11 protein-coding genes are annotated in these 13,849 nt (G+C 62.0%); 7 read left to right on the top strand and 4 right to left on the bottom strand.

The window, feature by feature from the left end:
- Window positions 1-71 precede the first annotated feature (71 nt).
- From AB5Y91_RS11865 to AB5Y91_RS11855, 3 genes are all read left to right on the top strand, one after another.
- On the top strand, window positions 72-1,088 hold the full coding sequence (locus tag AB5Y91_RS11865; protein WP_368169885.1) for a zinc-binding alcohol dehydrogenase family protein: 1,017 nt from the start codon (window positions 72-74) through the stop codon (window positions 1,086-1,088).
- Between the two features lie 534 nt (window positions 1,089-1,622).
- Window positions 1,623-2,501: a 50S ribosomal protein L11 methyltransferase gene (gene prmA, locus AB5Y91_RS11860; RefSeq protein ID WP_368169884.1), complete on the top strand. Its 879-nt coding sequence runs from the start codon at window positions 1,623-1,625 to the stop codon at window positions 2,499-2,501.
- Between the two features lie 294 nt (window positions 2,502-2,795).
- The gene (locus AB5Y91_RS11855; protein ID WP_368169883.1) at window positions 2,796-3,386 is read left to right on the top strand and encodes a sugar O-acetyltransferase; all 591 of its coding nucleotides are present in this window, start codon (window positions 2,796-2,798) and stop codon (window positions 3,384-3,386) included.
- Window positions 3,387-3,770: 384 nt separating this feature from the next.
- On the opposite strand, the gene AB5Y91_RS11850 is transcribed toward AB5Y91_RS11855, so the two are convergent.
- Both AB5Y91_RS11850 and AB5Y91_RS11845 read right to left on the bottom strand, forming a co-directional pair.
- Complete coding sequence (locus AB5Y91_RS11850) at window positions 3,771-4,319, bottom strand: NAD(P)H nitroreductase (protein ID WP_368169882.1); 549 nt, start codon at window positions 4,317-4,319, stop codon at window positions 3,771-3,773.
- 143 nt (window positions 4,320-4,462) lie between these two features.
- Window positions 4,463-6,490, bottom strand: coding sequence for an NADPH-dependent 2,4-dienoyl-CoA reductase (locus tag AB5Y91_RS11845; protein ID WP_171275591.1), 2,028 nt, complete (start codon window positions 6,488-6,490; stop codon window positions 4,463-4,465).
- Window positions 6,491-6,796: 306 nt separating this feature from the next.
- On the opposite strand from AB5Y91_RS11845, the gene sppA reads away from it, so the two are divergent.
- Entirely contained in the window at window positions 6,797-8,641 is a 1,845-nt protein-coding gene (sppA, locus tag AB5Y91_RS11840) for a signal peptide peptidase SppA (protein WP_368169881.1), read from the top strand.
- A 69-nt stretch (window positions 8,642-8,710) separates the two neighbouring features.
- Here sppA and AB5Y91_RS11835 read toward each other — a convergent pair whose 3' ends face one another.
- Both AB5Y91_RS11835 and AB5Y91_RS11830 read right to left on the bottom strand, forming a co-directional pair.
- Window positions 8,711-9,268, bottom strand: coding sequence for an NUDIX domain-containing protein (locus AB5Y91_RS11835; protein ID WP_368169880.1), 558 nt, complete (start codon window positions 9,266-9,268; stop codon window positions 8,711-8,713).
- Window positions 9,265-10,011, bottom strand: coding sequence for a DUF2989 domain-containing protein (locus AB5Y91_RS11830; RefSeq protein ID WP_368169951.1), 747 nt, complete (start codon window positions 10,009-10,011; stop codon window positions 9,265-9,267). Before AB5Y91_RS11830 ends, AB5Y91_RS11835 begins: the two co-directional genes overlap by 4 nt.
- 267 nt (window positions 10,012-10,278) lie before the next feature.
- Here AB5Y91_RS11830 and AB5Y91_RS11825 point away from each other — a divergent pair, with 267 nt between their 5' ends.
- The 3 genes from AB5Y91_RS11825 to AB5Y91_RS11815 all read left to right on the top strand — a co-directional run bounded on the left by AB5Y91_RS11825 (window position 10,279) and on the right by AB5Y91_RS11815 (window position 13,830).
- Complete coding sequence (locus tag AB5Y91_RS11825) at window positions 10,279-11,712, top strand: glyceraldehyde-3-phosphate dehydrogenase (protein WP_368169879.1); 1,434 nt, start codon at window positions 10,279-10,281, stop codon at window positions 11,710-11,712.
- A gap of 33 nt (window positions 11,713-11,745) precedes the next feature.
- Window positions 11,746-12,024 (top strand): YeaC family protein, encoded by a 279-nt coding sequence (locus AB5Y91_RS11820; RefSeq protein WP_025326001.1) that lies wholly within the window; start codon window positions 11,746-11,748, stop codon window positions 12,022-12,024.
- A 192-nt stretch (window positions 12,025-12,216) separates the two neighbouring features.
- On the top strand, window positions 12,217-13,830 hold the full coding sequence (locus AB5Y91_RS11815; protein WP_010674210.1) for an IS1634-like element ISAs25 family transposase: 1,614 nt from the start codon (window positions 12,217-12,219) through the stop codon (window positions 13,828-13,830).
- Window positions 13,831-13,849: the final 19 nt, after the last annotated feature.

Here is a 13,849-nt window from a genome sequence, read left to right as displayed (position 1 = left end):
TCTTAATCTGAATAATCAACCAGACTAGACTCTCTGGCAATCCCACTCATACCGATTTGAAAGGAACTGCCATGAAAGCCATCGCACTCACCCATTATCTGCCAAGCGATCACCCCCACTGCTTCATCGAGACCGAGCTGCCGGATCCGACCCCGGGCCCGCGGGACCTGCTGGTACGGGTCAAGGCCACCTCCATCAATCCGGTTGACACCAAGGTGCGCGCCCCCAAGGCCAAGGTTGAAGCCACGCCCCGCGTGCTGGGCTGGGATGCCGTGGGGGAAGTGGTGGCCGTCGGCCACGAGGTGACCCTGTTCAAGGCGGGGGACAGAGTCTGGTATGCCGGCGACATCAGCCGCCCCGGCAGCAACAGTGCCCTGCAACTGGTGGATGAGCGCATCGCCGCCCTCGCCCCCAAGACCCTGAACGACCTGGAAGCCGCCGCCTTGCCGCTGACCGCCATCACCGCCTGGGAAACCCTGTTTGAGCGCATCGGCCTCACCAGCGAAAGCGAGGGGCGACTGCTTATCATAGGCGGCGCCGGTGGCGTCGGCTCCATCGCCATCCAGCTGGCCCGCCAGCTCACCAGGATGGAGGTGATCGCCACCGCCTCCCGGCCTGAAACCCGTGACTGGTGCCTGGCCATGGGCGCCCACCAGGTAGTGAGTCATCACAAGCTGCAAGAAGAGCTGGCCGACCTTGGCATCAGCCAGCTCGATGCCATCTTCTGCACCAATGCCACCGAGCAGCACTGGAACGCCATGGCGAGCCTCATTCGCCCCTTCGGCCACATCTGCACCATCGCCGAGTCCAGCGAGCCCTGGGATCTGGGTCTGCTCAAGGCCAAGAGCGTCACCTTCAGCCAGGAGTTCATGTTTACCCGCTCCCTGTTCCAGACCCCGGACATGATAGAGCAGCACAAGCTGCTCGGCCGGGTCGCCGCCTTGCTTGACCAAGGGGTGCTCAAGAGCACGCTCACTCGTACCCTGCCCGAACTGACCCCGGCCAGCCTGGCACAGGCCCATCGCGAACTGGAAGCAGGCCGCATGGTGGGCAAGCTGGTGATCGACATGAGCGGCTTCGCCCGCTGAGATCCCCAGCCGCCAGGGATCCCCACAGCCATGCAACCTATTCCCTTATAGGTAAAAAATGCACCATCATGGGGTGAGATCACCAGTGACAAGCCCCAAGAGTGCACAGCCCCGCCGCCAATCTGCGCCCCTCGCGGGGCCTTCCCCCCGAAAAATCATAAAAAAGAGGCCATCCCGCCGGGATGGCCCTCAAAACCTGAACGTTGGGGTAACAATCACACACATATCCTTATGCAGGACATGTATAACTTTGCAGATTGCGTGCCAATGTCTGCATTTACCCGCAAAATGACCGTTTTTCGGCGCACCGGCATAAAAAAAGCCACCCTAAGGTGGCTGAAAAAGATGACGGAACTTCATAGAGCAAAGCATTCAGCGGGAACAAGTTGCTTCCCGTCACCCAGTAAGGAATACATTAACCGTGCCAACTTGGCAGAGTTGCCTTCCTTCCCCATCCCATCATGGGCAAACCACGACAGCACAGGCCCATGATGATAGAATCCCGCGGTTTCACATTTATGAAGAGTCGACCCCATGCCCTGGATACAAATTCGAATCAACGCCACCGCCAAGACCGCGGACAAGGTGAGCAACATGCTGCTGGGGCGTGGAGCCCAGGCGGTGACCTTTATGGATGCCCAGGATGTGCCCGTTTACGAGCCGCTGCCTGGTGAAACGCCGCTCTGGGGCGAGACCGAGGTGATGGGGCTGTTCGATGCCGAAACCGACCCGGCGCCCACCATCGCCTTCTTCCAGCAGATCTTCGGGGAAGACGTGGGTTACAAGGTCGAGCAGCTGGAAGACAAGGACTGGGTGCGCGAGTGGATGGATCACTTCCACCCCATGCAGTTCGGCGAGCGCCTCTGGATCTGCCCGAGCTGGCGCGACGTGCCCAACCCTGATGCGGTCAACGTCATGCTGGATCCGGGCCTGGCCTTCGGTACCGGCACCCACCCCACCACGGCGCTCTGCCTGCAGTGGCTGGACGGGCTGGATCTGGCCGGCAAGACTGTGGTCGACTTCGGTTGCGGCTCCGGCATCCTCGGCATCGCCGCCCTGAAACTGGGCGCCGCCCGTGTTATCGGCATCGACATAGATCCGCAGGCTATCCAGGCCAGCCACGACAACGCCGAACGTAACGGCGTCGCCGGCCAGATCGAGCTCTATCTGCCTGCCGACCAGCCGCAAGACGTCGAGGCCGACGTGGTGGTGGCCAACATACTGGCCGGCCCGCTGCGCGAGCTGGCACCGCTCATCGCCGGCCACGGCAAGCCCGGCAGCCTGATGGCGCTCTCCGGCGTGCTGGAGAGCCAGGCCCCGGAGCTGGAGACCATCTACGGTCAGTGGTTCGAGATGGACCCGACCGCGGTGAAGGAAGAGTGGTGCCGCCTCTCAGGCCGCAAGCACGACTGATTGCAAGAGGCCAACACTGCGGTCGCAAGCACGGCTGATTGCAAGAGGCCATCACTGTGGCAACACTGCGGCCGCAAGCACGACTGATTGCAAGAGGTCATCAGTGTGGCAACATTGCGGTCGCAAGCACGGCTGATAGCAGTGTCATCCTGCAGAACAACAAGGGCACCCCAGGGTGCCCTTGTTGTTTCCGGCGCCAGCTGCGCGCCCTTTCGCCCACTCTGGGGAGAGCTTCACGCTTCTCTGCCTCTCGATGACTTATCCTCTCTTCCTCCATTCCATTGAGGCCCAGCCATGACCCAATACGAAAAGATGCTAGCCAGCCAGCCCTACAACTGCATGGCCCCCGAGCTGGATCTCCTGCGCCGGGAGACGGCGCGCCGCTATCGCAGCTTCAATCGCGCGGAAGAGGAGGAGCAGCTGGCGCTGCTCAAAGATATCGTCGGTGAGCTGGCATCAGGGGCCTTCATCTGCCCGCCCCTCTACTGCACCTATGGCCGCCACATCCACCTTGGCGAGCGCAGCTACATCAACATGGGGGCCACCCTGCTGGACAACGCGCCTATTCGCATCGGCGCCGACGTCATGATAGGGCCGAACGTACAGATCTATACCGCCGCCCACGCCCTGGACGCCGATGAGCGCATCCAGGGGGTAGAGACGGCGCTGCCGGTCACCATAGAAGACAGGGTCTGGATCGGCGGTGGCGCCATACTGCTGCCTGGGATCACCATAGGGCGGGAGGCCATAGTCGGCGCAGGCGCCGTGGTGACCAGAGACGTCCCGGCCGGAGCCCGGGTGGTGGGCAACCCGGCCCGCATCCTGCCCGCCAGGACCAGGATCCCAGTGACCGAGAGCCAGGGGCAAAAATTCCCATCAACATAAAGCCCGATATCATCAAGGCCCGTGAGACTGTAAACAGATGCCGGCCAGAGGCGCAGAGGGGCTGGGGCAGAACACCGCCCATAAAAATAAAGCCCAATGTCATAACGACGTTGGGCTGTAAAAAGGTGCTACGGAATTGCGACTCTCATCGCAGAAAATTAGAAGGGGTCACCTTCTAAACTGGCAATGGGATAATAACGGGGCGCAAACGTTTTACATAGGGTAATCAACCAGGATTGAGAACAGCCTCTCACTATTCAAAAAATTCCCAGGCAAGCCCGAACTCCCCCTTGGCAAGTTTCCATTTATCAGTACAGCCTGCCATCATTTTGGGGTAAATAAAAAAGCCCTGAATAATCAGGGCCTTTCTGCACTGTCGCTGGCTTAGAAGCGACGCACGAAGTCAGCTACCGGCAACTCGCGCAGCTTGCGCGCCTCCAGCATGGGGGTGCCCAGGTAGAGGAAGCCCACCAGTTGATCGTCCGGTGCCAGCCCCAGCCCCTGACTGATCACCTCGTCGAAGATGAACCAGCCGGAGCGCCAGATGCCGTTGAACCCCTGTGCCTGGGCCGCCATCTGCATCGCCATCAGGGCGCAGCCGGCAGAAAGCTCCTGCTCCAGCCTGGGCACCTTGGGGTGTGCCTGATAGCGGGTCGCGACGGCCACCACCAGGGGCGCTCGCAGGGGCGCCTCACTGCACTTCTTGATGCTCTCGTCGTCCTCGCCCCGGGCGCGGGCAGCGTCCGCCAGCAGGGCCCCCAGTCGCTCGCGCCCCTCCCCTTCAAACAGGATGAACTGCCAGGGGGTCAGGGTGCCGTGATCCGGTGCCCGCAGGCCGGCCTTCAGAATATTGTCGAGCACCTCGCCACTCGGGGCCGGGGTGGTCAGACGGCCACAGGAGTGGCGGTTGAGTAACAGGGAGAGGGCATCCATGGTCAGTTCCTTATCAGGGGGCAATGATGGCGCTACCTTAGCACAGCCCGAAGGGGAGCACAGCCGGGGCTGGCACGCGCCACCAATAGAAACCCCCTGATAGTCAGGGGGTTATCATCATGCTGTCAGCCAAGGCCTGGGCGCTAGATAACGGACGCCAGCTCGGCCCCCTGGCGGATGGCCCGCTTGGCGTCGAGCTCCGCCGCCACGTCGGCACCGCCTATGATGTGCACCGGCTTGCCCGCCGCCTGCAGACCGGCCTGCAGCTCCCGCAGGGGCTCTTGTCCGGCGCAGATGATCACCTGATCCACCGGCAGGCACTGCCTGGCCTCACCCACCTGGATGTGCAGCCCCTCGTCGTCGATGCGCAGGTATTGCACGCCGGAGAGCATCTGCACCTTGCGGTTCTTGAGCACGGTTCTGTGGATCCAGCCTGTGGTCTTGCCCAGGCCATCCCCCACCTTGCTCTCCTTGCGCTGGAGCAACCAGATCTGGCGCTCGGGAGCGTCTATCTCGGGCTTGATCAGGCCGCCGCGCTCACCCAGGCTCTTGTCGATGCCCCACTCCCTGAGCCAGTGATCGCGATGATGATCCGCGCTCCCCTCCGCCTTCTTCTCCACCAGGAACTCGGCCACGTCGAAGCCGATGCCGCCAGCCCCGATCACCGCGACCTTCTGGCCCACCGGCTTGCCATCGCGCAATACATCGAGGTAGTTCAATACCTTGGGATGCTCGATTCCTGGGATGTTGGGGGTGCGCGGGCGTATGCCGGTGGCGAGGATCACCTCGTCAAAACCGCCGCCAAGCAGGCTCTCTGCGCTCTGGCGCTGGCCGAGATAGAGCTCGACGCCGCACTTCTCCAGCCGCCTGGCGAAGTAGCGCAGGGTCTCGTGAAACTCCTCCTTGCCCGGGATCTGCTTGGCGAAGTTGAACTGGCCGCCTATGGTCGGCGCCTGATCGAACAGGCTCACCTGATGGCCACGCTCGGCGGCGTAGCAGGCGAACGCCAGCCCGGCCGGCCCGGCCCCCACCACCGCCAGCTTCTTGGGCTGGGGCACCCGGCCAAACGTCAGCTCGGTCTCGAAACAGGCGCGGGGATTGACCAGGCAGGAGGCGCGTTTTTGCTTGAACACGTGATCGAGGCAGGCCTGGTTGCAGGCGATGCAGGTGTTGATCTCGTCCGCCCGGTTCTCGGCGGCCTTGATGACAAACTCGGGATCCGCCAGGAAGGGGCGCGCCATGGAGACCATGTCCGCCTCCCCCTGCGCCAGGATGCGCTCGGCCACCTCGGGGGTGTTGATGCGGTTGGTGGTGATAAGCGGCACTGTGAGGTGCTTTTTCAGCTCGGCGGTCACCCAGCTGAAGGCGCCCCGCGGCACGCTGGTGGCTATGGTGGGGATGCGCGCCTCGTGCCAGCCGATGCCGGTGTTGATGAGGCTAACCCCGGCTTGCTCCAGCGCTTTCCCGAGCGCGATCACCTCCTCCAGGGAGGAGCCCTTCTCCACCAGATCCAGCATGGAGAGACGGAAGATGATGATGAAGTCGGTGCCGACCCGCTCGCGAATGGCCCGCACTATTTCCAGCGGGAAGCGCATGCGGTTTTCGCTGCTGCCGCCCCAGCCGTCGCTGCGCTGGTTGGTGCGCTCGCAGATGAACTGGTTGATGAGATAGCCTTCCGACCCCATCACCTCGACCCCGTCATAGCCCGCCGCCTTGGCGAGGGCCGCGGTCGAGGCGAAGTCCCGTATGGTGCCACGGATCTGCCGCTCGCTCATGGCCCGCGGCTTGAACGGAGAGATGGGAGCCCTGATGGCGCTTGGCGCCAGGCTGAACGGATGGTAGGCATAGCGACCGGCATGGAGGATCTGCAGGGCTATCTTGCCCCCCTCCTGATGCACGGCGCCGGTCACCTTCTTGTGCTTGGCGACCTGCCAGGGGAAGCTGAGCTGGGAGCCATGGGGCACCAGGCGCCCCCGCAGATTCGGCGCTATGCCGCCGGTGACTATGAGGCCGACACCGCCGCGAGCGCGCTCGGCATAGAAGGCGGCCAGCTTGTCAAAGCCCCCCTTCTCCTCCTCGAGGCCGGTATGCATGGAGCCCATCAGCACACGGTTTTTTAGCTGGGTAAAACCGAGATCCAGGGGGGTCAGCAGCGTTGGATAAAGGCTCATGACGCACTCCTTTTCGAGGCAGACGCACAGGATGCCGCCAGCACATGGTGACGCAAGAGGGGACAGCGGGGGGTCGGCAACGTCGGGTAGCGGCTCACAGGGCCTCCAGTTAATTTTTTGTTATCAAATTGAGACTAGAGTAAAGAATCGAAAATCCTTTTTCAAACAAATGTTTGGACATTTTTTCAGCGAACAACCGTATCCCGAAGCCAGGGGGAGCGATCACGGCCAAGCGAAAATGGCAATTGGCGGGTCAACTGGTTAATAATGCCCTTCTCTACCCATTAACAGGGCGTTAGCACGGCTATGTCTATTTTCAAAGGTCTGGGGTGGCTGTTTCGCAGCCTCTGGCGTCTGCTCAACTTTACCCGCTTGATGCTGGTCAATCTGCTGTTTCTCATCGTCGTGCTGGTCATCGCCTTCAGCCTCAACCAGAGCGAGACCCCCAGCACCCCCATAGAGGGCGCCCTCACCCTCAATCTCGCCGGCGTGCTGGTGGAGCAACGCACCCAAACCGATCCGACGGTACAGCTGCTGAGACAGATGGAGAAAAGCGACGATCAGCCCAGTGAAATCGTCCTCTCCGACCTGCTGTGGGCCATCAAGAGCGCGGGAGATGACGATCGCATCAAGGCGCTGGTGATCAAGCCCCAGGGACTGCAGGGGGCCAGCCTCTCCAAGCTACAGGAGGTGGCGAGCGCCATAGACGCATTCAAGGAGAGCGGCAAGCCGGTCATCGCCATGGCCGACTACTACAGCCAGGGCGCCTACCTGCTCGCCGCCCATGCCGATCACGTGCTGCTCAACCAGAGCGGCGCCGTGCTGATCGAAGGCTTTGGGGTCTACCAGACCTACTTCAAGTCGGCGCTGGAGAAGCTCAACGTCACCCCCCATGTGTTCAAGGTCGGCACCTACAAGTCCTTCGTCGAGCCCTATACCCGTGACGAGATGTCCCCCGAGAGCAAGGAGGCGAACCAGCACTGGCTGGATCAGCTGTGGCAATCCTATGTCACCGACGTGGCCGAGCAGCGGGAGATAGAGCCGGATGCGGTCGCGCCAGACAAGGATCACTTCCTCGAGCTGCTGCGCAAGGCCGGTGGCAATGCCGCCAGCTACGCCCTCGACAACGGTCTGGTGGATCAGCTCGCCACCCGCGACGAGATGACCCAGGCGGTCATCAAGGAGGTGGGCGAGAGCGAGGATCACGGCTGGAAAGGGGTCGGCCTGAAAGAGTATCTGGCCGCCATCCCCGAGCAATATCCCCAGAGCGGCAAGGATGAGGTGGGTCTCATCACCGCCAGCGGCGCCATCATGGACGGGATCCAGCCGGCCGGCACCATAGGCGGTGACAGCCTCTCCGAGCTGCTGGCCGAGGCCCGCCGCGACGACCAGATCAAAGCCGTGGTACTGCGGGTCGACAGCCCGGGGGGCAGCGCCTTCGCCGCCGAGCAGATCCGTGCCGAGCTGCTGGCCCTGAAACAGGCGGGTAAGCCGGTGGTCATCTCCATGGGCAGCTACGCCGCCTCGGGGGGTTACTGGATCTCCGCCGATGCGGACAAGATCTTCGCCTCCCCCACCACACTCACCGGCTCCATCGGGGTGTTCGGCATGTTCGCCACCATCGACAAGGCGCTCTCCCAGTACGGGGTGCACACCGACGGCGTCGGCACCACAGACTTCGTGGGAGTCGGGCTGACCCGGGCCCTGCCGGAGCACGTCGGTCAGGCCATCCAGCTGAGCGTGGAAGACACCTATCAGCGCTTCGTCGGTCTGGTCGGCAAGGGCCGTGGCCTGAGCCCGGAAGAGGCGGAGAAAGCCGCCGAAGGCCGGGTCTGGACAGGTCAGGATGCCAAGGAGCTGGGGCTGGTGGACGAGTTCGGCAACCTGGACGACGCCCTCAAGGCCGCCGCCGAGCTCGCCAACCTCAAGAGCTGGCAGGTCACCCCCATAGCGCCGGAAGAGTCGGCAAGGGACAAGTTCCTGCGCGAGCTGTTTGACAGCAGCGCCCAGGCGCTGGCCCCGCACCTGCAAAGCTGGCTGCCCGCAGGATTGGGCCAGGCGCTGGTGGAGATGAACCGCAGCCTGGACCCGCTGACCCGCTTCAATGACCCGCAAGGCACCTACGCCTTCTGCCCGGTCTGCGTGCCCTGAGCCTGACAGTGTGCCGAAAACAAATAAACCGCCGAATGGCGGTTTATTTGTCTTGATAACGCCTTGCTGTCAGCTCAGCAACCCGGCCTCTGCCCAGTGCTGCAATTCGGCCAGCACCCGGGTCTCGCGCACCGTCCACTGGGGGCAGGGGCCGGCCAGCTGGGTCTTGTTGGTCTGCAGGGCCTCTTCCAGGGCGAACCAGCCCGGGGTGAAGCCAAGACGTACCTCGTAGGGCTGGGGGTGCGGCTCGCACCAATCCTCCCCCACCTGGCAGAGGTAATAGAAGGAGCGGATGCAGTAGGCGTCGTAGTCGGCCTCGCGGGCGGCGCGAAACTCCCGGGTCTGCCCGAGCAGCAGACCCACGGCCACCAGCTCGGCGCCGCACTCTTCCCGCAGCTCCCGGGCCAGGGCCGTATGGTGGCACTCCCCCGCCTCTATGCCGCCCCCGGGGAACATGAGATCCCCGTTGACGCGAGAATGCACCAGCAACAGTTCATCCCCGCGCATCACCACGGCCCTGACCGTGGTCCGCTCGAGCACCCTCCCCTCGCAGGGAACCTGACCATGGACGAGGCGGATGTCGAAGGCATGGGCCCACTCGGGGGCGCCGGATGGCAGCGGTATCATGGGGCCTGGTAGCTCCCGGCTCTAAGCGCCTCGACTATGGTGGCGGCCGCCTGATCCAGCCTCTCCTGCTGCTCCTTGCCGATGGCATGGTAGATCCCGAGGCGGGTGGACGAGACCTCGGGGGTCTCCTGAAACGACTCGCTCACCTTGCCCCACTGATAGGCCAGATCAAACGCCTTCTGCCCCATGTAGAGGGTGCTGAGGGCGGTGAGGATCCGGCTGTTGACCTTGTCCCCTTCCCCATAGAGGGAGAGGGCGTGATGCATCAGGCCGATGGCCTTCTGGGGCTCGCTCTTGGCATAGATGCCCCCCAGGGCCAGCTGCAACTCCGGCTCCTCGAGGGCGGGGGTGCCTTCCAGCGCCAGGAAGCTGGCACGGGCCGCTGGATTGGTGTTGTTGGTCCAGTGCCAGAGCAGCAGATAGGGATCCTGGGAGCCACGGGTCTGGGCATCCAGCTGCTCCAGCTGAGCGCCGGCGGCCAGCATGCCCTCCACCCTGGGGCTCTTCTGCTCGCGGGCCCGCTTGTATTCGATGTTGGTGGAGTGTTCGGCGCACTGGAGGTAACGCTCCAGGTCACGCATCAGCTCGTACCTGTGCCTGTCCGTGCCCTCCTCCTGGAGGTAGTAGCGGGCGCGGATGACATCGCTGCGCTCATGGCGACACCAGCCGTCGTCCACCAGATCCGCACAGAGCGCCGGAGACTGGGTGCAGATGTTGTGGATCCTGTCGTCATCGCAGGCCATCAGCGTCAGACAACAGGCGAAGGGGAGCAGTAACGGACGCTGTGAGAATAGGGTCATGGTTCACATCTGGTTGGTAACAATCGCAACCCGCCCTGGCCACCGCCAACTAGCAAACAGGCTACATATCCATTACAATGCGCGCGCCGTATAAGGCCGCGACTGCAGAATAATATAACGAAACCGTCAGCCCTACACTGATCTGCATTCGACGAATTTCAATTTGCCCAGGCAACTTGCTTCAACAACGTGAAATAAAGGATCTGGTTAATGACCCACGAGCACTACTTGCAGGCGTGGCAGGAGAGCCAGGAGCTCGCCGAAGCCATGCAGCCCTTGATTGGTCGCCTCTACCGACAGCAAGGGATAGAAATCACCCTCTACGGGCGCCCCCTGCAGAACGCCTCCACCATCGACATCCTCAAGGCCCACAGGGTCGTTCGCCGCCACCAGGGCACTCCCCTCCCCATCCAGCAAAGCTTCCCCCTGCTCCAGGCCATGGTCGCCCTGAACCCGACCGCCGCCGAAGTCGATCTCGGCAAGCTGGCGGTGGGTTACTGGCAGGATCACCAGGATGAAGCCGGCATAGACGACTACCTGCGTGCCAAGCTGGCCCCGGCCCTGAACCGCAATTCAGTGCCCGCCCCGACCGACGTGGTGCTCTACGGCTTTGGCCGCATCGGCCGCCTGCTGGCCAGGCTGCTGATCGAGCGCACCGGCGCTGCCAACTCCCTGCGCCTGCGTGCCATAGTCGTGCGCGGCGGTCGCGAGGGGGATCTGGAGAAACGCGCCAGCCTGCTGCGCCGCGACTCTGTGCACGGTCCCTTCAACGGCTCCATCGAGGTGGATAACGAGCGCAGCGCCATCATCGCCAATGGCACCTTCATCCAGGTGATCTATGCAAACAGCCCTGCCGACATCGACTACACCGCCCATGGCATCGACAATGCGCTGATCGTCGACAACACCGGGGTCTGGCGCGATGAGGCGGGTCTGTCCGAGCACCTCAAGGCGCGCGGCGCCGCCCGGGTGCTGCTGACCGCCCCCGGCAAGGGGGAGATGAAGAACGTGGTGTTCGGGGTCAACCACGAGGTGATAGGCCCGGATGACAAGATCATCTCTGCCGCCTCCTGTACCACCAACGCCATCACCCCCGTGCTCAAGGTGATGCAGGACAAGTACGGCATCCGCCACGGCCATGTGGAGACGGTGCACTCCTATACCAACGATCAGAACCTGATCGACAACTATCACAAGGGCGAGCGCCGCGGTCGCAGCGCAGCCCTCAACATGGTGATGACCAGCACAGGCGCCGCCAAGGCGGTGGCCAAGGCGCTGCCCGAGCTCAAGGGCAAGCTGACCGGCAACGCCATCCGGGTGCCGACCCCCAATGTGTCGCTGGCCATCATCAACCTGTCGCTGGAGCAGGGCACGGACCGGGAGAGCCTGAACGCCTATCTGCAGCAGATGGCCCTGAGCTCGGCCCTGCATCGCCAGATCGACTTCAGCGCCAGCACAGAGCTGGTCTCCTCCGACATGGTGGGTTCGCGCTTCGCGGGCATAGTGGACTCCCAGGCCACCATAGCCGAGGGGGATCACTGCGTGCTTTACGTGTGGTATGACAACGAGTTCGGGTACAGTTGTCAGGTGGTGCGGGTGATGGAGCAGATGGCTGGCGTGGTACGCCAGGATCTGCCTGCCTGATCCCTTCATGGCTCAATTTGCAAGGAGAGGCCGATGTCGTTTCAACAGGTGATAGGGCAGATGCCCAAAGAAGTGTACGAGCGGCTCAAGACCGCGGTCGAGCTGGGCAAGTGGCCGGACGGCCAGCCCCTCACCGAAGAGCAGAAGGCCACCTCGCTGCAGGCCGTGATGGCCTGGCAGGCGATGCACCTTGCCGATCCCGAGCACATGAACATAGGCCGCGACGGCGAAATCGTGATGAAGAGCAAGAGCGAGCTCAAGCGCCAGTATCGCGATGAGGAAGAGATAGTCAGGATCGACCTCAGTCACTGATACAGAGCCGGGATACCGCTGCACTGCGGCGCACAGCAAAGAGGGGAGCCAATATGGCTCCCCTCTTTATCTCATTCTTCGAACACACTACCGAACCCTATAACCGTCATTCCGCACCTGATTTTGCTATTTTCAGTGCTTGACGGCGATCGGCCGTTCTGATCTATTACTCTCTTTTGCAGGTAGATCATCATGGCCGCACCCGCTATCTCGATCCGTAACCTCGATCACCTTGGTTTGGTCGCCGCACTCTGCCAGGAACTGGGCATTGCCCGCATGATCGATGCCTTGCTCCCCAAAACCCCGCCTTTCAAGGTCTCACATGGTGAAGCCTTGGTCGCCATGATAGTGAACGGCCTCGGCTTTCACAGCAGCACCCTGCACATGTTCCCGCAATTCTTTGCTAACAAGCCGGTTGAGCGCCTGATTGGCCCCGGGATCTGTGCTGATGACCTCAATGATGATGTGCTCGGTCGCTGTCTCGATGCCCTCTTTGAGGCCGATGTCAGCGCCTTGTATCAGGTGATGGCGGCGCAAGTTGTCGAGCGGCTGGGGCTCAAAAGCACCGCAGTGCACCTCGATATTACCAGCTTCCACGTCGATGGCGCCTATGACTGTGCCGATGGGGATCTGGTCGGTAAGCTGCAACTGGTGCGTGGTTATAGTCGTGATCACCGGCCAGAGCTGAATCAAGTGATCCTTGAGCTCATCTGTGAAAATCAGGCTGGCCTACCTGTCTATATGCAGGCCCTGAGCGGCAATAGTAATGACACCAAAGCCTTTGCCCAGACCGTTCGTCGCCATTTGAGCAGTCTCAAGGCCGCGCAGGAGTGCCGTTATCTGGTCGGCGATGCCGCACTGTACTGCGCCGATACCTTGCAATTACTGGCGCAACAGCAGCAACTATTTGTGACCCGGGTGCCCGTCACTCTCAATGAGGCAAAGCAGGCCGTGGCAACCATAGGTGCACAACCGCTGACCGCTCTGGGCAATGGCTATCATGGCCGTTGGCAACACGCGAATTATGCCGGGGTCGCGCAACGTTGGTTGCTGGTGCGCAGCGAACAAGCCAGCCACCGCGAGCAGCAGACATTGGCCAAAAACCTGCTCAAAGACAGTACCCGCGAGCTCAAAGCCTTCGCCAAATTGTGTGCCCGACGCTTTGCTTGTGAGGCGGATGCCCAAGCTGAGTTGAGCTGTTTTACCGCCAGCTTGATGCTGCTGCAACTGGATGCCGAAGTGGTAGGTGAACCCGTTTATACAGGACGTGGCAGACCCAAGCGTGGCGAAGAGCCAATTGGCCATCAGTTTCAAATCACTGGGTTGGCGGCAACTAGCCTGGCCTGCGTTGAAGAGGCCCGCAACCAGACCGGGGTGTTCATCCTGGCGACCAATGACCACAGCGATACGCTGACCATGGCCGAACTTTTGGCCACCTATAAAGCGCAGCAGAATGTCGAACGGGGCTTTCGTTTTCTCAAGAGCCCGGAGTTTTTAACCTCCTCACTGTACCTGAAAAAGCCGGAGCGGATTGAAGCGTTGCTCATGGTGATGACCTGTAGCCTGATGATTTACGCAGCGTTGGAGCACCGGATCCGGCAGGGATTAGTGGAGCAGAATCGCAGTGTGGCGGATATGAAAAAGAAACCGACCCAGCAGCCGACGGCCCGTTGGATCTTTTTGCGCTTTGGTGGCATCCATGAATATCGACTGGGAGAAGCTCCGCCACAAGTAACGGAGCTAACAGGAGACCAGCAGATCATTTTGGAGGTATTGGGTGAGCGCTATCGGCAAATTTATTCCTAAATCAGGTGCGGAATGTCGG

The organism is Aeromonas sp. R4-3 (assembly GCF_040908275.1).
GTDB classification, from domain to species: domain Bacteria; phylum Pseudomonadota; class Gammaproteobacteria; order Enterobacterales; family Aeromonadaceae; genus Aeromonas; species Aeromonas rivipollensis.
Note: the sequence above shows the minus strand (reverse complement) of the source record. Positions and strands in the feature narration are given on the sequence as shown.